At 48.4% G+C, this 20474-nt stretch carries 21 protein-coding genes and 13 tRNA genes; 30 read left to right on the forward strand and 4 right to left on the reverse strand.

From position 1 onward, the window contains the following. The first annotated feature begins 39 nt into the window (after positions 1 to 39). From AC27KL_RS27385 to AC27KL_RS27485, 21 genes are all read left to right on the forward strand, one after another. Positions 40 to 115 (forward strand) — tRNA-Val (locus AC27KL_RS27385). A gap of 31 nt (positions 116 to 146) precedes the next feature. After that, positions 147 to 220: transfer RNA gene (locus AC27KL_RS27390), tRNA-Met, on the forward strand. Between the two features lie 74 nt (positions 221 to 294). Next, positions 295 to 371, forward strand: a tRNA-Asp gene (locus AC27KL_RS27395). Between the two features lie 55 nt (positions 372 to 426). Further along, positions 427 to 502, forward strand: a tRNA-Phe gene (locus tag AC27KL_RS27400). A 21-nt stretch (positions 503 to 523) separates the two neighbouring features. Next, a tRNA-Thr gene (locus AC27KL_RS27405) sits at positions 524 to 599 on the forward strand. 4 nt (positions 600 to 603) lie between these two features. Then, positions 604 to 689 (forward strand) — tRNA-Tyr (locus tag AC27KL_RS27410). 6 nt (positions 690 to 695) lie between these two features. After that, positions 696 to 769: transfer RNA gene (locus AC27KL_RS27415), tRNA-Trp, on the forward strand. Between the two features lie 17 nt (positions 770 to 786). After that, positions 787 to 859, forward strand: a tRNA-His gene (locus AC27KL_RS27420). 19 nt (positions 860 to 878) lie between these two features. After that, positions 879 to 953 (forward strand) — tRNA-Gln (locus tag AC27KL_RS27425). Positions 954 to 958: 5 nt separating this feature from the next. Beyond that, positions 959 to 1033: transfer RNA gene (locus tag AC27KL_RS27430), tRNA-Gly, on the forward strand. Positions 1034 to 1041: 8 nt separating this feature from the next. Continuing rightward, positions 1042 to 1115, forward strand: a tRNA-Cys gene (locus tag AC27KL_RS27435). Between the two features lie 14 nt (positions 1116 to 1129). Continuing rightward, positions 1130 to 1203, forward strand: a tRNA-Arg gene (locus AC27KL_RS27440). Between the two features lie 14 nt (positions 1204 to 1217). Next, positions 1218 to 1300, forward strand: a tRNA-Leu gene (locus AC27KL_RS27445). Positions 1301 to 1588: 288 nt separating this feature from the next. Next, entirely contained in the window at positions 1589 to 2794 is a 1206-nt protein-coding gene (locus AC27KL_RS27450; protein WP_487171738.1) for an SLC45 family MFS transporter, read from the forward strand. A 247-nt stretch (positions 2795 to 3041) separates the two neighbouring features. Continuing rightward, complete coding sequence (locus AC27KL_RS27455; RefSeq protein ID WP_339322351.1) at positions 3042 to 3338, forward strand: LiaF transmembrane domain-containing protein; 297 nt, start codon at positions 3042 to 3044, stop codon at positions 3336 to 3338. Positions 3339 to 3429: 91 nt separating this feature from the next. Then, on the forward strand, positions 3430 to 4107 hold the full coding sequence (locus tag AC27KL_RS27460) for a PspA/IM30 family protein (protein WP_036714572.1): 678 nt from the start codon (positions 3430 to 3432) through the stop codon (positions 4105 to 4107). A 4-nt stretch (positions 4108 to 4111) separates the two neighbouring features. After that, complete coding sequence (locus tag AC27KL_RS27465) at positions 4112 to 4600, forward strand: PspC domain-containing protein (RefSeq protein WP_339322350.1); 489 nt, start codon at positions 4112 to 4114, stop codon at positions 4598 to 4600. 3 nt (positions 4601 to 4603) lie between these two features. Next, on the forward strand, positions 4604 to 5311 hold the full coding sequence (locus AC27KL_RS27470) for a PspA/IM30 family protein (protein WP_212952765.1): 708 nt from the start codon (positions 4604 to 4606) through the stop codon (positions 5309 to 5311). Between the two features lie 137 nt (positions 5312 to 5448). Then, positions 5449 to 6096 carry a cell wall-active antibiotics response protein LiaF gene (liaF, locus tag AC27KL_RS27475; RefSeq protein WP_340996931.1) on the forward strand — a complete coding sequence of 216 codons (648 nt, stop codon included), beginning with the start codon at positions 5449 to 5451 and terminating at the stop codon, positions 6094 to 6096. 18 nt (positions 6097 to 6114) lie between these two features. Further along, positions 6115 to 7227, forward strand: a complete 1113-nt coding sequence (locus tag AC27KL_RS27480; RefSeq protein WP_339322348.1) for a sensor histidine kinase — start codon at positions 6115 to 6117, stop codon at positions 7225 to 7227. After that, positions 7181 to 7837, forward strand: a complete 657-nt coding sequence (locus tag AC27KL_RS27485) for a response regulator transcription factor (RefSeq protein ID WP_036714583.1) — start codon at positions 7181 to 7183, stop codon at positions 7835 to 7837. Before AC27KL_RS27480 ends, AC27KL_RS27485 begins: the two co-directional genes overlap by 47 nt. A gap of 74 nt (positions 7838 to 7911) precedes the next feature. Here AC27KL_RS27485 and AC27KL_RS27490 read toward each other — a convergent pair whose 3' ends face one another. Continuing rightward, complete coding sequence (locus AC27KL_RS27490) at positions 7912 to 8268, reverse strand: hypothetical protein (protein ID WP_487171739.1); 357 nt, start codon at positions 8266 to 8268, stop codon at positions 7912 to 7914. A gap of 172 nt (positions 8269 to 8440) precedes the next feature. Between AC27KL_RS27490 and AC27KL_RS27495 the strand changes: the two genes are divergently transcribed. From AC27KL_RS27495 to AC27KL_RS27505, 3 genes are all read left to right on the forward strand, one after another. After that, complete coding sequence (locus AC27KL_RS27495) at positions 8441 to 9193, forward strand: YwmB family TATA-box binding protein (RefSeq protein WP_487171740.1); 753 nt, start codon at positions 8441 to 8443, stop codon at positions 9191 to 9193. 351 nt (positions 9194 to 9544) lie between these two features. Continuing rightward, complete coding sequence (gene zwf, locus AC27KL_RS27500; protein ID WP_487171741.1) at positions 9545 to 11095, forward strand: glucose-6-phosphate dehydrogenase; 1551 nt, start codon at positions 9545 to 9547, stop codon at positions 11093 to 11095. 165 nt (positions 11096 to 11260) lie between these two features. Continuing rightward, on the forward strand, positions 11261 to 12844 hold the full coding sequence (locus AC27KL_RS27505; protein ID WP_487171742.1) for a peptide chain release factor 3: 1584 nt from the start codon (positions 11261 to 11263) through the stop codon (positions 12842 to 12844). A 65-nt stretch (positions 12845 to 12909) separates the two neighbouring features. Here the strand turns inward: AC27KL_RS27505 and sspI are convergent, their stop codons facing one another. Beyond that, positions 12910 to 13143, reverse strand: coding sequence for a small acid-soluble spore protein SspI (gene sspI / locus AC27KL_RS27510; RefSeq protein ID WP_339322343.1), 234 nt, complete (start codon positions 13141 to 13143; stop codon positions 12910 to 12912). A gap of 131 nt (positions 13144 to 13274) precedes the next feature. Between sspI and AC27KL_RS27515 the strand changes: the two genes are divergently transcribed. Both AC27KL_RS27515 and AC27KL_RS27520 read left to right on the forward strand, forming a co-directional pair. Continuing rightward, positions 13275 to 13937, forward strand: coding sequence for a potassium channel family protein (locus tag AC27KL_RS27515; protein WP_487171743.1), 663 nt, complete (start codon positions 13275 to 13277; stop codon positions 13935 to 13937). 55 nt (positions 13938 to 13992) lie between these two features. Continuing rightward, the gene (locus AC27KL_RS27520; RefSeq protein WP_487171744.1) at positions 13993 to 14784 is read left to right on the forward strand and encodes a TrmH family RNA methyltransferase; all 792 of its coding nucleotides are present in this window, start codon (positions 13993 to 13995) and stop codon (positions 14782 to 14784) included. A gap of 618 nt (positions 14785 to 15402) precedes the next feature. Here the strand turns inward: AC27KL_RS27520 and AC27KL_RS27525 are convergent. Next, entirely contained in the window at positions 15403 to 15915 is a 513-nt protein-coding gene (locus tag AC27KL_RS27525) for a DUF4145 domain-containing protein (protein WP_487171745.1), read from the reverse strand. A 278-nt stretch (positions 15916 to 16193) separates the two neighbouring features. Between AC27KL_RS27525 and AC27KL_RS27530 the strand changes: the two genes are divergently transcribed. Further along, the gene (locus AC27KL_RS27530; protein ID WP_487171746.1) at positions 16194 to 16874 is read left to right on the forward strand and encodes a hypothetical protein; all 681 of its coding nucleotides are present in this window, start codon (positions 16194 to 16196) and stop codon (positions 16872 to 16874) included. A gap of 30 nt (positions 16875 to 16904) precedes the next feature. After that, positions 16905 to 18041 (forward strand): XRE family transcriptional regulator, encoded by a 1137-nt coding sequence (locus AC27KL_RS27535; protein WP_487171747.1) that lies wholly within the window; start codon positions 16905 to 16907, stop codon positions 18039 to 18041. Positions 18042 to 18087: 46 nt separating this feature from the next. Here AC27KL_RS27535 and AC27KL_RS27540 read toward each other — a convergent pair whose 3' ends face one another. Next, a complete protein-coding gene (locus AC27KL_RS27540; RefSeq protein WP_487171750.1) occupies positions 18088 to 18537 on the reverse strand; it encodes a hypothetical protein in 450 nt (149 codons plus the stop codon). A gap of 404 nt (positions 18538 to 18941) precedes the next feature. Between AC27KL_RS27540 and AC27KL_RS27545 the strand changes: the two genes are divergently transcribed. Together AC27KL_RS27545 and AC27KL_RS27550 are read left to right on the forward strand one after the other, a co-directional pair. Then, positions 18942 to 19514, forward strand: a complete 573-nt coding sequence (locus tag AC27KL_RS27545; RefSeq protein ID WP_487171748.1) for a hypothetical protein — start codon at positions 18942 to 18944, stop codon at positions 19512 to 19514. A 109-nt stretch (positions 19515 to 19623) separates the two neighbouring features. Beyond that, positions 19624 to 20343 carry a hypothetical protein gene (locus AC27KL_RS27550; RefSeq protein ID WP_487171749.1) on the forward strand — a complete coding sequence of 240 codons (720 nt, stop codon included), beginning with the start codon at positions 19624 to 19626 and terminating at the stop codon, positions 20341 to 20343. Positions 20344 to 20474: the final 131 nt, after the last annotated feature.

Consider the following 20474-nt stretch of genomic DNA (forward strand, 5'->3'; position numbering starts at 1 on the left):
CGGAGGTAACAGGGGTTCGAATCCCCTACGGGTCACCATGGAGACTTAGCTCAGCTGGGAGAGCATCTGCCTTACAAGCAGAGGGTCGGGGGTTCGATCCCCTCAGTCTCCACCATATCATCCTCATCAACGAGGATTCATAATGACGCGGGGTGGAGCAGTCCGGTAGCTCGTCGGGCTCATAACCCGAAGGCCGCAGGTTCAAATCCTGCCCCCGCAATTTATCTCTAAAAGGTCTACATATGTTTTCATAACATATTGCAGATTCTTTACAGGAGAAATTATTAAGGCCGTGGAACCGTGGTGTAGAGGCCTAACATGCCTGCCTGTCACGCAGGAGATCGCGGGTTCGAATCCCGTCGGTTCCGCCATTCAATATTTCAGAATATGAAGTATTGCATACATGCTTTAAGCATGTTATAGTAAGGCTCGGTAGCTCAGTCGGTAGAGCAGAGGACTGAAAATCCTCGTGTCGGCGGTTCGATTCCGTCCCGAGCCACCATGAAATCATAAACGAATAAAAGCCGGTGTAGCTCAATTGGTAGAGCAACTGACTTGTAATCAGTAGGTTGGGGGTTCAAGTCCTCTCGCCGGCACCATTGTGGAGGCTTAGCGAAGTGGCCAAACGCAGCAGACTGTAAATCTGTTCTCGTACGAGTTCGGTGGTTCGAATCCATCAGCCTCCACCAGTATCTAGGGGCATAGTTTAAAGGTAGAACAGCGGTCTCCAAAACCGTTAGTGTGGGTTCAATTCCTGCTGCCCCTGCCAGTTCAATTTTATATATGGCGGTCGTGGCGAAGGGGTTAACGCACCGGATTGTGGCTCCGGCATTCGTGGGTTCAAGTCCCATCGATCGCCCTCTAAGTTTTCAAATTGTTGGGGATTAGCCAAGCGGTAAGGCAACGGACTTTGACTCCGTCATGCATAGGTTCGAATCCTATATCCCCAGCCATTTACGCGGACGTGGCTCAGCGGTAGAGCATCGCCTTGCCAAGGCGAGGGTCGCGGGTTCGATTCCCGTCGTCCGCTCCAATATTTACGGCGCCATAGCCAAGTGGTAAGGCACAGCTCTGCAAAAGCTTTATCCCCAGTTCGAATCTGGGTGGCGCCTCCATTACAACCAAATATGCGCCCTTAGCTCAGCTGGATAGAGCGTTTGACTACGAATCAAAAGGTCAGGAGTTCGAATCTCTTAGGGCGCGTTTCATCTTCATCTGCTGGTGTGGCGGAATGGCAGACGCGGCGGACTCAAAATCCGCTTCCGGCAACGGAGTGGGGGTTCAAGTCCCTTCACCAGCATACTCATGAACGATCAAGCTCTTAAGTTGCAATGATTGCAGCTTAAGAGCTTTTTTGCATTTCCTTCACCGTTGCGGCGGTTCTAAACTTGATCAAGCCATTCTTACGTTTTTCTAACGAAGATCAAACAATACATGAATGATCCTGTTGTATAATATAAAAAACTGAGATCCCCAATTGGAGGCTGATATCGCCCAACGGCTGCGAACAATCTACAAGCGAATCAAGTTTTTGTTTTATACTGTGCCAGAATCCCGATTTTAAAAGAAAGTGGAGGTCATTCCCTTCATGAAAAAAACATGGCTGCTCGGATTCGGTTTTTTCAGCATCAGCATTACCTGGTCGCTTTATAACGCGTTTGTTCCTTATTTTTTGGATCCGTATCTTAAAAGCACGGCCTTGATCGGCTTCATGATGACCCTCGACAACTACTTCGCTTTGTTTTTGCAGCCATGGATCGGTCATTTGAGCGACAAAACCCAGACCCGCTTCGGCAAACGGATGCCTTTTCTTATGTTGGGCATGCCTGCAGCGGCGCTGTTCGTCATCCTGATTCCATTACATACGAGTTTTATCACGCTTCTTCTGTTCATGATGCTGATGAACCTTTCAATGAGCGTCTACCGCTCCCCGACGGTCGCCCTCATGCCGGATATTACGCCCGATCATCAACGGACCAAAGCGAACGGCATCATTAATTTTATGGGCGGTTTTGGCGGCATTTTGGCCTTTGGAGCCGGTTCTGTGCTGTATGGGGCGAATCCTTCCTTTCCTTTTATCGCGGCAGCGGCGATTACCTTGATTTCATTATGGATTCTGACGGCCGCAATTAAGGAAAATAGGGACGTCATCGTATCGCTGCCTGCCGAGAAACGCCCGAAAATCAAGCTCAAAGGAGAACTGGACCGCACGACGGTACTCCTGCTCGCAGCGATCTTTTTCTGGTTTGTGTCCTATCAAGGCGTGGAAGCGCTATTTACTTTATACGGTAAACATTACATGGGATTAACGGAAAAAGACGCGGCATTTTCGCTTACGTTCTTTTCCTTGTTTTTCGTGTTGTTTGCGATCCCGAGCGGCTGGCTTGGCAACCGGTTGGGCAAAAGGAAAACGATCCTTGCGGGCGTGATCGGACTGTTTGCCGTATTTGCGGCGGTGCCGTTCGTCGATACCGTTCTGCTGCTGCGGGTGTTGCTTGCGCTGGGAGGGATTTGCTGGGCCCTCATTAACATCAACTCGTACCCTTTTGTGGTATCGGTCGGCAGCGAGGGCAGCATCGGCACGCGGACGGGATTGTATTATCTCGTCTCGTCGCTTGCGGCGATCACTTCGCCGCCATTACTCGGCCTGATGATCGATCAGTTCGGATACCGTTCCTTGTTCATTTGCGCCTCGGCCGGCATGCTGCTTGCGCTCCTGTTCATCTCTTTGGTCAGGCATGACGGAAAAAGCGCTGCCGCTAAAGAGCCGGTTTCGGCCGAAGCAAATATGTAAAGCTTCTTATAATAGGGTGCCGGATGTTTCCGGTGCCTTTTTGCTTTTAGCTGCCTTCGCAAACTCTCGGAGGCTAAACAACCCGGAAAACGGCTGTATAGGGCAAAAACCCCCGATAGCCTTAGGTCTGAAACGTTCCCCGACCAAGGTCTAGGATGAAAAACCGTCTGCAGTCTGTTTTGGAAAGAGGCCGTACCACCTAAAATAAAGACATAAGGTTGATGCACTGAAAGGAAGTGAGAAATGCATGAAAAACCGCAATAACGGAACAGCAATCGTATTGATCGTCGTCGGGGCGCTGATGCTCTTCGGTTTGTTCGCCCCACTGTTTGGTAAACTGATTGGTTTGCTCTTCCCGATTCTGCTGATCGTCCTTGGCTATTACGGAATCCGCAGAGGCAAAGTGGTGATCGGAACCATCATCCTTGCGTTCGGTGCTTTGTCTTTGCTGGCGAAGTTGTCCTGGATCATCGGACCGCTGCTCGGCATCGCGCTGGTGATTTTCGGAATCTCCCTTCTGAAGGGAAAGAAAAGCTACTACTAACATGAATCTGTTGCAAATATCGTATCCATATCCGTAAGAAGAGGATGTTATCCGAAATCCGGAAAAAACGAATAAGGAGGGGCTACACAAGATGAGTGTTTTTCGTCGGGTGCGGGATATTACCGCAGCGAATATCAATGAACGTTTGGAGCAAAGTCAGGATCCGGTGCGGCTGATCGACCAGTTTCTGGCCACCACGCGGGATGACATCGTCGAAGCCGAAAAGCTTGTACAGCAGTCCACCGCACATATGAGACAGCTGAAGCTGCAAGTCGATCAAGCCGAAACGATGAAAAACAAACGCGAAGAGCAGGCGCTCCTGGCCTTGAAGGCCGGGGAAGATCATCTCGCCAAGCTGGCGCTCCAAGAAAAGATCATTTATGAGGAAAAGCTGGAACAATACAGCGAATTGCTGAATACGACCCAAAGTTCCTTGATGGACCTGGAAAGCCAGCTGAACGAATTAAAACTGGAATACCAGACCGTTTATAACAAACGCCAATATTACGTGGCGCGCATGGAGACGCTTCGGCTCCAGCAGCGCATGAACCAACGGATGGAGGGCTACGGCGGCGGCCAGGACGTTCCTAAAATGTTCAACCGCCTCGAGGACCGCATCTCCGACTGGGAGTTCGAAGCCCAAAGCTTGCGGGACCTGCGCCGCATGGGCCAACAATACTTAGAGCAGGCCGGCGAGACGGTATCCAGCATCCTGGAGAAGGAAATGGCCCGTTTGAAACAAAAGCTGAACAACAGCGGAAAGGAGTAACATCATGAGCAAACTCTACCGTTCGAGACGGGATAAGATGGTCACCGGGCTTTGCGGCGGACTGTCGGACTTGATCGGGATGGACTCGACGCTGCTGCGGATTTTGTTCATCGTCACGGTTTTCTTCACCGGCGGCACCACCTTGTTCATCTACTTCATCGCCGCTCTCGTCGTACCGAAGGAACCGGTTCCGCCTTATAATCCATACGGCCCCGCGGGCCCAGGCGGTTACTACGGCGGCCAGCCGGGCAACGGAGCTTACGGCAACGGAAGCTATTACGGAGGAAACGGCCACTACAACAACAACGGCCCATCCTTTGACCCAAGAAGCAGATACAACGATCCGTCTTATGGCAGCAGACCTAGCGGAGGATTTTCCTCCCCGTCGTCCAACCTGGACGCCATGATGGAAGACATCGAAAAGAAAGCCATGAAAAAAGAGCTTGAAGAGCTGAAGAAAAAACTGTCCAAATACGAGAAGGGAGAAGTGTAAAACATGGGAGTATTTAAAAGATTGAAAGATATGACGAAAGCGTCGGTAAATGAGCTGCTGGATAAAGTAGAGGATCCGATTGTAATGCTGAACCAATACCTCCGCGATATGGAGGCTGAAATCCACGAGGCCGAACTGACGGTTGCCAAACAAATGGCGAACGAGCGCCGCATGAAGCAGCGCGTTGAAGAAGCCGAAAAAATGTCCGTGCAGCGCGAGGCTCAAGCCGAGCTCGCCCTGAAAAACGGCCAGGAGGAAATCGCACGCAAGCTGCTCGAAGAAAAAATCTATTTCGATCAAAAAATCACCGAATACCGCGACCTGCATGCGCAGTCCGAAACGCAAGCCAAAGAATTGGTGCAGCAGCTGCATGACATGAAAGACGAGTTCTACAAAATGCGCAACAAACGCAACGAGCTGGTGACCCGCGCCCAAATGGCGAAAGCCAAAAAGCAAATGTCGCAAATCAACAGCCTGCATACGATCGAAAGCGGCAGCGCGTCCCTCGGATTCCACCGCATGGAAGAAAAAATCATGCAAATGGAAGCTGAAGCCGACGTCCTCCGCGCCCCATACCGCCCATCGGCCAGCACGTTCACGAGTCCGGTGGATGCCGAAAAGCAGCTGAAAGTGGAAGAACAGCTTAAGGCGCTGAAAAACAAAATGAACGCTTCCGGCAATGCCGGCGGGACAAAAGCTACGAAAGAATAAGTCTTCACAAAATAGGACAATATGATATGCTATAAAGAATGAGAAGTGGAAAGCCATACTGGTGCGAAAGCCTCGCCCCATATGGCTTTTCCGACCTTTACCATGAACGGTTTCAAGACATCGCAAGGAGGTGCGGCATGGAAAAAAGAAATCGCTTGATTGCCCTAATTCTCATCGGGGTCGGCCTTCTCATGCTGGTCGGCAGGTGGGTCGGCTTTTTTACCATTGTCGCACTGTTGTTTTTATTGGCGGGAATCTATGCGATTCGCGGCGGCAAGGTGAAGCGGGGCTATCGCCTGTTGGCGGTCGGAGCCATTTTGCTCGTACTCGACCATCTAATGATTGTCCTCGGCATTGCGCTGTTATCGCTCGGATTCTTTTTCATCAAGGCCAAAAAGGTACAGCCGAAGGAAGGTTTTATTCAAAAGCAAAACTTTTCCTCCAATTTCGATTGGGACCAGCAGCCATGGGTGATGCGCAGCATGAGCGTATGGCATGTGTTTGGCGAGGCCGATATGGACTTGTCCCTGGCGATCCCGGAGGATAAGGAAACCGTGATGATGTTCCAAGGAATCATGGGCGATATGGATCTGCAGATCCCGGAGTATTACGGCATCGAGATCGAAGCCTTCGTCCTGTTCGGCTCCATCGACTTCAGGGGGGAACGGGACAACGGCATGATGAACCGTTTGAACTGGAAGTCGCCCAACTATGAGACCAGCGAGCAGAAAGTGAAATTCATCATCTCTTATCTCGTTGGCGATCTTGATATTCATATTTCCTAAGAAATGGGGGTTCCCCGCGTGAAAGAAAAAAAGCCGGTCAATATGGTCTCCCGAAGCATGGGCGAGGGAGCCCTTCTTTCTTTTATACTGCTGCTTATCATTTTTTACGTGTTGTATACATATGGTTATTTGGCGCCGTTCGACGACTGGAACAAACGGGTGCAGGCGATTACGACGCTGGTACTGGTTCCTCTCGGGATCGGCGCGATGTACGGGTTTTACCAAAGCTACCGGACGAAAAGAAGGTTGGAGCTGCTTCGCGACACGCTGTTATCCTGGGAAAAAGGGAATTTGTCGCGGGACGTGCCGGAGCTTGGCGTGGACGAGGTGGGCCGCCTCGGTGAACAGCTCGGGCGCATCAGCAAGAAATGGGAGGAGCAGGTTACGTCTCTCCAGCGCCTGTCCACCAACAATGCCCAGCTTGCCGAGCAGGCCAGGGTATCTGCGATCGTCGAAGAGCGGCAGCGGCTCGCCCGGGAGCTGCATGATGCGGTCTCGCAGCAGCTGTTCGCGATATCGATGACGGCTACGGCCGTGGGAAGAACGCTGGCGAAGGATTTTGACAAGGCGCAGCGGCAGGTGGCTCTGATCGAAGAGATGGCCGCCGTGGCGCAATCGGAGATGCGGGCGCTGCTTCTTCACCTTCGGCCGGTGTATCTGGAAGGGAAACCGCTGGAGCAGGGGTTGAAAGAACTTATTAAAGAGCTTAAGGTTAAAGTACCGATGGAAATCGCGTTCGAAATGGATGAAGGCATCCAGTTGATGAAAGGAATCGAAAACCATCTGTTCCGGATCATTCAGGAAGCGATGTCGAATACGCTGCGGCATGCCAAAGCGGAAAAAATGGAAATCCGCATTCATCAGAAGCAGGACGCCGTATGGGTGATGCTGCGCGACGATGGACAGGGATTCGAAATGGACGAGAAAAAACAGGCCTCGTACGGCCTTTCCAATATGCAGGAACGGGTGAGCGAAATCGGGGGTTCGATCCTGTTCATTACCGCTCCGGGCAAAGGAACGCGAATCGAAATTACGATTCCGATCGTATATGAAGAAAAAGGAGAAAAAGGAGGGGAAGAGGACCATGGAGGATTTAGAAAAGCCGGCGATCAAAGTGCTGCTCGTGGATGATCACGAGATGGTGCGCATCGGGCTGGCCGCGGTGCTAGGCACGGAGGACGGCATCGAGGTGGTCGGCGAGGCCGGCAGCGGCGAGGAAGGCATACGCCTGGCCCGCGAATACAAGCCGGATGTGGTGTTGATGGACCTGGTGATGGATGGAATGGACGGCATTGAAGCGACCCGGCAGCTGCTGAAGCTGTACCCGGACTGCAAGGTGATCGTGCTGACGAGTTATCTGGACGACGAGAAAATGTATCCGGTCATCGAAGCAGGCGCTTTCAGCTACCTGCTGAAAACGTCCCGGGCAAGCGAAATCGCCGAAGCCATCCGGGCCGCCGCCCGCGGCCAATCGGTGCTGGAATCGCAGGTGGCATCCAAGATGATGAACAGGTTCCGGCATGCGGAAACCGAAGCCCCTGCCCATAAGGAATTGACGGAGCGGGAGATGGACGTGCTGCGGCTTTTGGCCCAAGGCAAATCGAATCAGGAGATCGCCGATGAATTGATCATCGGCATCAAAACGGTTAAATTCCACGTGACGAACATTTTGGCGAAGCTGGGGGTCGACGACCGCACCCAAGCGGCCATATACGCCTATAAAAACGGATTGGCGGAATAAAGCAAATGCACCCATGCCTATACCGACGGAGCCTGAAAGGGCACGAAAGGTACCGGCAGGGTGCATTTTCGGTTTTAAATGAGGAACAGAAGCGCAAGCAAGCCGAGGCTGAGAGCGACTGCTCCGGCTCCGAATCCGTAATACCCGTAACCGTAAGGCGGGTACCCGTAGCCGTATGGCGGGAATAGGGCGCGAACCTGGGCTTTCGGGGCGGCGTTTTTCTGTTTTTTCGAGGAGTGCGGGCGTTTCTGGGCGGGCTTGAGGTTGGCGGCGTGAAGTGCGGTATTTTCTTCGCCGTTTAATATGATTTCGCCGTTGCGGCAATGCGTCAACCTTCCGACGTAGGTTCTGCCGTCATGCATACAAGCAAGGACCATTCTGCCGCGATGTTTCATGATATTTTCTTCTGAAAGGGGATAGATCGGGATCATGTAAAGGGTCAATCCTCCTCTTCTATTTTTGTTAACAATGTATTCGGCTTTAGGCTGGCATGCCATAGTTATTCACCCATTTATCCAACTTTGCCTGCAGGGTATAATCTTCTCTTAACCCGGACATCCTGTTTAGTAGATTGATAGTTTAGGGCCGAGGGGATGGATGGGGATGAAAACGGCGGCAAAATGGGGAGCTTTGGGTTTGGCGGGAATGGTTTTATTGGGAATCATGTATTTTCAGTTTTGGAACAGCTTGACGAAGGTTCAGGCCGAAGCCGATCAAAGCGAACTCCGGACGCTGTTTAACCTGGGCCGGCAAATGGTGAAAGAGCCGCAGCGCGTCGTCATCAAATGGCAGGGAACTTGGGAAGGAAGCGGCGATGCCGAAGCGGCTGCGCAACATCTGAGCCGATCGCTGCAGCTGCCGTCCGTGAAAGAAGTGGAAGAAAACGGTCATACGACTTATCGTGCCATAGGGGAACAAGACGCGGTCAACGTTCGGTTCAACTGGCAGGAAATTTCCGGCGACCAAAGTTACGTCATCATCCAGCTGGAGGCGCAAACGCCGCAGCAGTGGGACAGCCTTGCCGATTTGCAGGCCGAGTTCGGGGAAAAAATGCGGGATGCCGGCATCGATGCCAAGTGGAATGCGGCTTTGCAGGGGCATGTCGATGATCGGACGGAAGCGGCTGACACCATGTACCGGATTGAAGGGCAGCTTAAGGGGATTTTGGATGCCGTCCCTAAGGAAACGTACCAGGATGACACGACCGTCAGCAATGCTTATCAGGTGCCGTCGTTGAAAACGCGGGTAAGAAGTGGGGACACATGGCTCAATATGCAGGTTGCCGTTCATGAAGATGATGTACGCGGAACAAACCGGGTGACGATCGGCCTGCCGGTCATTACGATCGAATATTGATGGTGGATGGTTTATTGAAGAAATGGCCATAATATTTTGAGTGTATTGGTAAGAAAAACGGATAGCAACATTTGGATGAATATGCTAAAATGACGTATCATTAATTTTTGGGTATAAAAGGATATGAACTGACGTTTGCCTTGATAAAGATGCTGCTGTTTTGTCTGGGAACACCGTTCAGCAAAAGCTGAAGCGATGTTGTTTTCGCAGGGAATTCTGCCGCGTGCGGCTGTGCGGTCCTTTTATAATAAGGGGGGGCCAAGACGGCGTATCTCGGATCTCTTGGAGATCCAGGCGGAAGTTCCTTTTGCATAAAAATACACCATACTACATAAGGGATGATTGAGGGCCATGGCTGAAAATCAAAATTTGGAATCGCTCAAGACGCCGGGAGCCGTGTTTTTCATTTTTGGCGCTACCGGAGATTTGGCAAGACGCAAACTGTTTCCCGCCATTTATAGCTTGTACCGCGAAGGCAAATTGGCCGAAGATTTTGCCGTGATCGGCGTGGCGCGCCGTCCGCGTACCCAAGACGAATTCCACGAAGACGTGCTTCATTCCATACAGGAGTTTTGCCGGTACAAAGCGGAGGATAACGACGATTTTCGGTCCTTTGCAGCGCATTTTGAGTACAAGTCCCTGGATATCAACAATGTGGATGGGTTCCGCGAACTGAACGAGCAGACGGTCGCTTTGGAAGGGAAGTTCGGCATCCCCGGCAACCGCATTTTTTACTTGGCGCTGGCGCCGGAATTGTTCGGAAGCGTGTCGTTCAACCTGCAAAAAGGCGGCATGCTGAACAGCGCAGGCTGGAAACGCCTCGTCATCGAAAAACCTTTCGGGTACGATTTGAAATCGGCCGAAGAGCTGAACGAGCAAATCCGCCAGGTGTTCAAGGAAGAGGAGATTTACCGGATCGACCATTACCTCGGCAAGGAAATGGTGCAGAATATCGAAGTGATCCGCTTTGCGAACGCGTTTTTTGAACCGCTGTGGAACAACAAGCATATCGCCAACGTGCAAATCACGCTTGGAGAAACCGTCGGGGTGGAAGAGCGCGGCGGATATTACGACCATGCGGGAGCGCTGCGGGACATGGGACAAAACCATATGCTGCAAATGCTCACGATGATCGCGATGGAGCCGCCGAGCCGGCTGCTTCCGGAAGACATCCGCGACGAAAAGGTGAAGGTGCTGCGTTCCTTGCGTCCTTTTGCGAGCGCGGAGGAAGTGAAGAAAAACGTCGTCCGCGGCCAATACGTGCAGGGAAGCTCGCGAGGCAAAGAACTGCCGGCTTATCGCGACGAAGACAAAGTGGATCCGCAATCCAACACCGAAACGTATTTTATGGCGCGCGTGTTCGTGGACAATTTCCGTTGGGCGGGCGTACCGTTTTACATTCGGACAGGCAAGCGGCTGCCGGTCAAAACGACCGAAATTGTCGTCGAGTTCAAAGGCATGCCGAATAATGTCTACCTCGGGAAAAAATACAAACTCGAACCGAACCTGCTTGTGATCCGGGTCAATCCGATGGAAGGCATCTACGTCAAAATCAATGCCAAAAAGCCGGGTTCCGAATCCGAAATCGAACCGCTTGCGATGGACTTCTGCCAAAGCTGCATGGTGGGCATCAACTCGCCGGAAGCTTACGAACGACTGCTGCATGATGCGGCGCGCGGGGATTCGACCTATTTTACCCGTTGGGACGAGGTGGCCACGGCTTGGTCTTTCGTGGACCGCATCGCCGAAGCTTGGAAGCAGGACCCGGAAGGGCCGCTTCATTACCCGGCTGGTTCCTGGGGGCCGAAAGAAGCCGACCAGATCCTCGAGGAGGACGGATTCCACTGGTGGCCGGTCAACGGGCAGGAAGAAGACAACGTCGTGTGGCAAGTCCAAAAATAAATCCTCCATATGCAAAAAATGTTCATCCTCATGCAGCTATTGCATGGGGGTGATTTGCGTATGGAATGTGGTACAATAATAAAATGACAAAAGTAGTATAGAAGGAACCGATCGTGCTTAATACCGCCATTCGGTTCGATCTATTGAGATGAAGGGAATAGTGAAATGAGCAAAGCGATAGATCAGGCCTTGCAGCAGGAAGTCGATAAGCGAAGAACCTTCGCGATCATTTCCCACCCAGACGCGGGTAAAACGACATTGACGGAAAAGCTGCTGTTGTTCGGGGGAGCCATCCGGTTAGCCGGTACGGTCAAAGCCCGCAAAGCCAGCAAGCATGCCACCAGCGACTGGATGGAAATCGAAAAACAACGGGGGATTTCGGTCACCTCCTCCGTGATGCAGTTTGATTATTTGGGGCACCGCATCAACATTTTGGATACGCCGGGGCACCAGGACTTCAGTGAAGACACCTACCGGACGCTGACCGCCGCCGACAGCGCGGTCATGCTGATCGACGTGGCCAAAGGCGTCGAAGCGCAGACGATCAAGCTGTTTCAGGTGTGCGCGAAGCGCGGTATTCCGATTTTTACGTTCATTAACAAATTGGACCGCGAAGGCCGCAACCCGTTCGAATTGATGGAAGAGCTCGAGCAGGTGCTCGGCATCCGTTCCGTGCCAATGAACTGGCCGATCGGCTCCGGCCGGGATCTGTGCGGCGTATACGACCGGGCGAAAAATCAGGTCGAGCTGTTTCAGGGCAACGACCATTCCACGATTCAAGTGAAAAAGGTCGATGACTACCATGATCCGGTCATCCGGGAAATGGCCGGGGAATATTTCCATGAGCAGCTCTGCCAGGACCTGGAGCTTCTTGACGTTGCAGGCGATCCGTTCGACATGGACAAAGTGCTGAAAGGCGAACTGACGCCGGTATTTTTCGGCAGCGCGATCAACAACTTCGGCGTGCAGACGTTCCTAGAAAACTTCCTGCAGCTGGCGCCGAAACCGCAGCCGCGGAGCAGCACGGCCGGACTGATCGAGCCGTCGAACGAAAAGTTTTCGGGTTATATTTTCAAAATCCAGGCGAACATGAACCCTGCGCACCGCGACCGGATCGCGTTCATGCGCATCGTATCGGGCAAATTCCAGCGGGGGATGAGCGTCAAGCATATCAGAGCCGGCAAGGACATCAAGCTGTCGCAGCCTCAGCAGTTTTTGGCCCAGGACCGCGATATCGTCGAAGAGGCGTATCCCGGCGACATTATCGGTCTGTTCGACCCCGGGATTTTCCGGATCGGCGATTCACTCAGTCAGGGCAGCGAGGTCGTATTCGACGAACTGCCGACGTTTTCGCCGGAGATTTTCGCCAAGGTCACGGTGAAAAACGCGCTTAAGCATAAGCAGTACCAGAAGGGGATCGACCAGCTGACGGAAGAGGGGACCATTCAGGTGTTCCAGACGGTCAGCTTCGACGATACGATTCTCGGGGTTGTCGGCCAGCTCCAGTTCGAGGTGTTCGAATACCGGATGAAAGGCGAATACGGCGTGGACGTGCAGCTGCAGCGGATGCCGTACCAGTTCGCCCGCTGGATCGTCGGCGACGACATCGACCCGAGCAAGTTCCGGATCAACTCGACGCTCGTGAAAGACAAAAAAGGAAATTACGTCGTGTTGTTCGAAAACGAATATGCCATGCGTACGGCCATGGAAAAAAATCCGGACGCGAAATTTTTGGACACCGCTCCGTAAAACCATCGTTCAGCAAAAAACCTCCGCAGGATAGGCGGAGGTTTTTTCGTCCCGGCGTTGCAGGTTTAGGACAAAGGACCTGGAGTGACGTGCTTCAAATGTTCATTCACGACATGAACCAGGTTGTCCTGCTGATTCGTATCTATGTTTTTCCAGATCATTTCAAAAATAACGCCGAGCCCGGGCAGCGCCTGTTCAGGCCCGTCCACCGAGCCTTCGATCATGGAGCGGAGATCCGCTTCGCTGCTGTCATGAACCTTATGGATGACCGCTTGACGCAGGTCAAGTGTGATTGACATCGTATTCCCTCCACCTGTGAAAAATCGTTTACCTCCATAATGTTCCCCATGCCGCTGGGCAAAATTCAAGTTTTTTGCGCGCTGTGATATAATAATCGGGATAGACTTCTGCAACCCGGGGGGGTTAACAAATGGCGAAAAAGCAGTACGCCGTCATAGGTATGGGGCGATTCGGTTTTAGCGTAGCCAATGCGCTCAGCGAGATGGGTTTCGACGTTCTGGCGATCGACTCTGACGAGCAGCGCACCCAGGCGGTTTCCAATATTGTAACGCATGCCGTTTCGGCTGACAGCACGGACGAGGAGGCGCTGCGCGCGCTTGGAATCCGGAATTTCGACGTGGTGGTCGTGGCGATCGGCGAAGACATCCAGTCCAGCATTTTGACCACGCTCATCCTGAAGGACATCGGCGTGGAGACGATTATCGTTAAAGCGCAAAACGAGCTTCACGGTAAGGTCCTGAACAAGATCGGAGCGGACAAAGTCATTTATCCGGAACGGGATATGGGCATGAGGGTCGCTCATCATTTGATTTCCCCGAATATTCTCGATTACATCGAAATTTCCGAGGACTACAGCATTCTCGAAATGAAAGTGTCGCAGGAAATGATCGGCAAAAACTTGAAGGAACTTGATGTGCGCGCCCGCTACGGCTGCAACGTCATGGCGGTGAAACGCGGCACCAAGATGAATATTTCCCCGAATGCGGACGAACGCCTCGAAGAAGGCGACGTGCTGGTCATCGTGGGCGAAACGGGCAACTTGACGAAGCTGGAGCTCGCGTATCCGAAGTGATCCCGAGGGATCGTCGGCGGAATACGAGGCTGCTCCTGCATGAAGGACGGTTTTTATGGATATATTATCACCGCAAAATCCCCGGGCGAAGGAATGGGCGCAGCTGCTCGAGAAAAAGCACCGGGACAAGCAGGGAAAATACTTGATCGAAGGCATCCATCTGGTTCAGGAAGCGCTGCGCTCCGGGGCCGACCTGGAATGCGTCGCTTTTGACGTGGAGCGGGGGATTCCCTCTGAGCTGGCGTCCATGGCGGACACCGGTCAAACGCAGTGGATCGGGGTGTCGGCCGCGGTCATTGCGAAATGCTCGGATACGAAAACGCCGCAGCCGGTGTTTGCCGTCGTCCGCAAGCAGAAGACGGGAATCGGCAAGCTGCTTGCGCAAACAAACAGCCTGGTCATCGTTCTGGACGCCGTTCAGGACCCGGGCAACGTCGGCACGATCATCCGGACGGCGGATGCGGCCGGAGCGGACGGCGTCATCGTCGGACGCGGTTCGGCCGATATCTATAACCCGAAAACGATCCGTTCGACGATGGGGTCGATGTTCCATCTGCCCGTCGTGGAAGGGGATCTGATGGAATTGCTTCCGCAGGCGAAAGAGAGCGGCGTTCGGATCGTCAGCACGAGCCTGCAGGCGACGTCGACCTGCTACGGATACGATTTTACCGGACCTTCGTGGCTTTTGATGGGCAATGAGGCAAAAGGCGTGTCCGAAGCTGCCCAGCAGCTGGTGGATGATGCGCTGATCATTCCGATGAAGGGCCAAGCGGAATCGCTTAACGTCGCGATGGCTTCGACGGTCTTGCTGTTCGAGGCGATGCGGCAGCGGCATTTTAACAAATAAAAAATTCCTGTCCAAACCCACAATAAATGTCCCTGAATAAAAATTAGCGTCCCAATAAGACCGAAGACTGGAAAATGCAAGGGCCTTTCCCCAAGCGTTTCTCCAGTCTTTTTCATCCACCGCGGCGATTAAAAGCAGGGATTTCTCTAATGGTTCCCGAATCATTATTCAAGCAGGAACCCAGGTGAATCAAGGGTTTAGGAGTTATGGAGAAGGCTTTTCTCAAGCCTTTACTCAGATCCTTACTCGGATTTTTAGACCCTCATCCCCGCGTTTCCCCTGTCATTTTCCCCGCCTTTCGGACACCAATTTTTATCTATTTTCGTTCACAATTGAACCAGTTCTTTACCAGTTTTTTGTCCTTGTGACCTGACATGAAGGGACTTGAATTTTTATCCCAGAAGTGGGGGAGAAGGCTTGGGGGGCAAAGGATTGGGGCGTGTTGGAGTAAGGAAGTTTTTAGACAGTAATTTTTTGCTGGTTACAAAGTAGCAGGGTTTTAAGAAGAGAAGGGGAAGGGATAAGAGAGGGCTTTAAAGTTTGAAACGTTAGAAAACCTGTTGTTGGATGGTACCGATACATATTAAAAACCAGGGATTCAAAATTCCTGGCTTATTATTAAGCGAATAGCTCATTTATTGCATTTGCAATATTTCTCAAAGCTTCATTGTTGTGTCCAAATATATGTTGTTCGTTAGGATGGAAAGCCATATTTCTAAACATTCGCAAAGTATGGTAGTAATCCTTTCTATTTCGATCAATTACTCGCCGTTTAACTAAGTTGTTAATTTTTTTAGACAACCCAACATCTCTTCCGTTCGAATCCACATTTGTACCCATAACTTCTTCATGTTTATACGATATAGCCGCTTCAAAGGCTTTAATCGCTTGTTCATTTGCCAAAGTGAAAAAAGCCCAGTACAAATATCCATAGGCATACAATGCTAATGATGGATCAAATAATGATTTGATTTTTAATGGAACCTTTTCATTAAGGCATATGTCTTGAATGGATTCTATGTAGTCTTTCTCCGTAATGGGCTCTAATTTTCCTGTTGCAGTGTTCAATTTTCCGAATAACTGAATGGTTTCATCAGCAGAATAATAGTTTTCAAATGTTATCTTTTTCATTTGATTACCTCCCTCCAATGATTATTGTAGCAGAGAGCTGTTAACAAAGTCGTTTACAGTAAAAAAACAATAGATATTGTATCAGAGTCAAGCAATTCCAATGTTAATTCTTGGGGTTGCTTGATTCTCTTGTTATCAAGTCATGATGTATTGCAGCGGACTTTTTCGATGAAATATATTGATTACTTTCCTTTTACCGAAACATATTCAATATTACTTGACAAATGAATGACAAAGGTAAATAATGAGAATAGCAATAGGAGAGCGGAGGGTTGTCGATGAAAGCGTATGTTGAAAAGTGCATGCTTTTGGACGAGCAAAGAAATTTGATTGTAAGAGGCATTCAAGAGGGCAAAAAAGAGTATGAGACTCTAATTTCGTTAATTCCAGATTTCACTACTAATACGTATGTTCCGCGGCTTCAGTATGATGCAGTAAATACGCATGTCGAGAGAATGATTCGGAGCAATCCACATTTACAAATGAAAGTCTTCAAGAAGAAGGCTGGATTCCACCCATACATTGTTCTTCATGATACGATAAGAAACATATTTATCCTGGTTTCCAGACTCCCGAAAAGCAAGTATATATTTAATCCGAGCGGATATCGTGGAGATTTTGCTTCATCAAATTTTGATCGACTGTTGGAATTGGGTGCACCCAAGGATGAGTTGCTGGGAGATGCAGTTTATCAGCAATCATTAACACTTGGTTTCGAAAACCAGCCATTTGGAATCATTGTGAGCTATGACAGGGACAGTGATGTGATTTTTGAAGGTGCTTTAAGACCTGATCAAGAGGATTGGATTTATAAAGAAGATATAACAGATTCCATTATCCACAATACAAAAGACGTTGTACCATTAAACAACTACAGAGCTTCGGATATCGAACCTCGTCTTAAACCACAAAGGGAAGAAAACGATATTGTAATTAAAATAAAGAACACAACAACTTAGAGAGACTACCGTAGATTAGGAGTTTTGAATATGATACTTAAACAGGAGCCGCAGTTTAACCCGAAAAGATTACGGGAGGCACGATTGGTAAGGGGGTTAACCATCAGCGACTTGGCTGAGAAAATAGGCGTATCGAAACAAGCTATATCCCAGTTTGAGCTGGGAGAACATACACCAAAACCCGAAACAGTCATGTTGTTAATTAATACGCTTCATTTTCCAAAGAGCTTCTTTTATAAGGAATTCAAAGAGCAGTTCGTTGGGAATACATTCTTTCGTGCCAACGCCACTGCAACAAAGAAAAGTAAAGAAATCCAGTATAATAAGACGTTGTTAGCTGGATATATTTATGAATATATATCCGAGTATATTGAGTTTCCAGAGCTAAATTTACCTGATGTATCTCAATATCAAAATTCATTATGGGATAGTAATACGATTGAACAGTTAGCCCAAGAAGTCCGTAACCATTGGGAAATTGATGATAAACCGATCAGCAATATTGTCCATTTACTGGAGAGATACGGAATAATGGTGTTCTCGGTAGATACGGACAGCGAAAAGGTTGATGCTTTTTGTCAGCACCGAAAGGGAAGACCATTCATTTTCCTTGGAAATGATAAGCAATCGGCATTTAGAAGGCAATTTGATGGTGCTCACGAATTAGGGCACGTTCTGATGCATAAGGAAGTCGATAATCAGGATGTACTTAGTCGAACTGAATTCAAAGAAATGGAGAATCAGGCAAATCGGTTTGCGTCGGCATTGTTGTTGCCAGCAGAGGCCTTTGCAAGGACAGTTACTTCAACATCGTTACTTCACTTTGTCGAGCTGAAAAAATATTGGAATGTCTCTATTGCCGCGATGTTATACAGATGCTTAGATTTAAAGCTGATCGACGAAAGCAAGTATACATCTCTTGTTAAGCAAATGTCGATGAAGAAGATGAGGACAAAAGAACCGCTTGATGATGTGTTCCCATTGCAGGAACCTGTTGTATTAAGAAAAAGCATCTTATTACTGTTGGAAAATAAAATTAAAAATGAAATGCAGTTAATTCAAGAGATGTCTGTACCCCAAGAATATATCGAAATGCTCTGCAATCTTGACCAAGGCACTTTAAACTACAACGAACCTGAGCCTACCATAAGGTTGATTAAAAGATGAAAAGGAACCGATGAGAAGCTCCAGTTCAAAGCTGAACGGAGCTTTTTTACATGTACTTATATTCCGAAAAATATATTGGTGGTGATAAACCTGTTAACGATAGAGGAATATATCGCCCTAAGGAAAAAAAAAAGACAACTTGAATGAGTTTAACATTACAAATCGCATGGAAAATATGAAGACCTGCGTTAACTATGTATTTGAATATTTCAATCAATACCTTGATATTACCAAAATAGATGAACAAATATTCGAGCCTATTGCCCCCTGCTCTTAAAATTACTTTGTCAATAAATTTTTCGGTTAATTTCGGAAATGAAACAGGAGGGCTATCTTTAAAACCAATCCAATTCTCAGTCTGGACAAGAAATATAATCTCGCCCCGCTTTGCCCTATAGTATTCTTCTAATATATCGCCGCCCACACTAATAACTCTCTCTTCGATTAAAATATCCTTATGTATGTCTGATATTTGAAACCAATTTTCACGATGCAATTTATCCACTGCTTTTGAAAATGCGATTTCTTTATCATCCTCCCCAATTAGTATACAAATGTCTGCTATGTTCTAAGGGTAATATTTCTTGTGGTTTTGATTGGGATGGGCTTTAACAATAAAACGATAAACTTCTTTCTTCATCTTACACCTCCATATTCTCTGTTATTTGGACAGATTGTTTCATGTTCTACTTAACTATATCCTTCATTGTAACCTCGGCTCAGAGTGTCTCTCAAGCGAATCTCCAATCTTTAAAAACTTCTGAAAACATACCTTTTCAGAATAAATATGACAAGGGTATTATTTAAAAGTGTTTGGAGAAGGTCTTTGGAAAATTGTTGTCGAATTTATTGAGATTAAAGAACGCTTAGAAGAAAAGTATATAAAAGGGGAGATTAATTGTGGCGTTGATGCCCTCAAAAGCAACTCCAGATCAGGTCTATAGAATAATTGGGGATGAGGATTTTTCGGTGTTTCATAGCTCAATAAGAAAAGAACTTGGGATCGAAGATATAGAGTATCGCATTACATATGGGGAACAAGCTGACGGTGAAGACGGATATGTCGATATAAGAACAAATGCAAGGACAAAGTTCGAAGAAAACTGGGAAGGCGTAGAGAAAATTACTTTCTTCGGTGAAGGTATATCTTACAATGTTAACTTGAAATTTTCAAAGTTACCCAAAGAAGCGTTTCTGGCGGCAGTTGAAATTAGTATTAAATTTGCACTTATACATGAATTGGTTCATGTAAAACAGTTTAAAACAGGAGCGCTTACAAAGCAAAAAATGAAGGAACTAAAGCAAATCCCGTATGAGAAAAGAGATATCGAAATTGAAGCGAATACTGTTGCAAGGGAAATTCTAAATAGGTACGGCAAATTTAATACGAAGATTCTTGACTTACTCACATCAAATGAATCATTGGATGACGTAAGCTTAGCACAATTGTTAAGTCTGTTTGAGACGCAGTAAATTCACGAACATTATTTAGGAAGTTCAGATGAATTACAAAACACCTACTTTTCTCTGCAAAAGCGAGTTGTAAGAAGTGTGTCAGGAAATCATTGGAAGGGGAAGTGACATGGACAAAAAGTTTCAAGCTTATCTTCTGGATTTAGTGGTAATGGTGTATCAGACATATGTAGAAAGGAAAGGAGACAAAGAGATTATTAAAGAGGCTCCTGGCAAAGTTGTAAGAGGAACTATAACTGCTGTTGCGAGTAAGTTTGAAGATGAATTTGGTATCTTTCTTTACAAACTTTTAGGAAACAAGTATACAATACTAATTGATTATCCCATCCGAATGAAAGGCGATGGACGGATAACCCCCGATGTAGTTGTGGTTAAAGATGGAACTATTCAACTTTTGTTGGAATTGAAAAATGACCTCGGTTACGAGAAAGCTGATTGGAGAGAAAGACAGGCTGAGCGTGTCAGACGTTTAGAAAAAGTGGATACTGTAACATACTCCGAATACAACTCGGATTCAAGAATAAAAATCGACAAAACTTTGCGTGTGCCCAACAAAATTCCGTATGGAACAGTGATACTTTGTCAAAAGAACGGACGTAAAAGAGTCTTAGAAATAATTAATGAATGCAAGGAAGCTAATTGCCAGGGGGACAAGATCCCTTATTTTATTTTAATGAAGGATAAAGACATACATGCAAATGACATTTTGTTTGAAGAGGAAATGAATAACTATATAGAAAGGGTCGTATCAACAGATGTTACGAGCGATTGGACTCGGTTAGAGTTTTTCTTATCAAAACACCTAAAATATTCTTTTGGTAGCCATTAACTACTTATTTGAGCGTTTTGCAGTAATCTGAGGCCTTGAGCCGTAAGGATTTTCGGACATAAAAAAGGGACTTCACCCCAACTTGGAGAAGTTTTCAAGTGACCAAACCCAAAAACCTCAAGGATGGAGGA

This window comes from Paenibacillus sp. YAE3 (genome assembly GCF_057546105.1).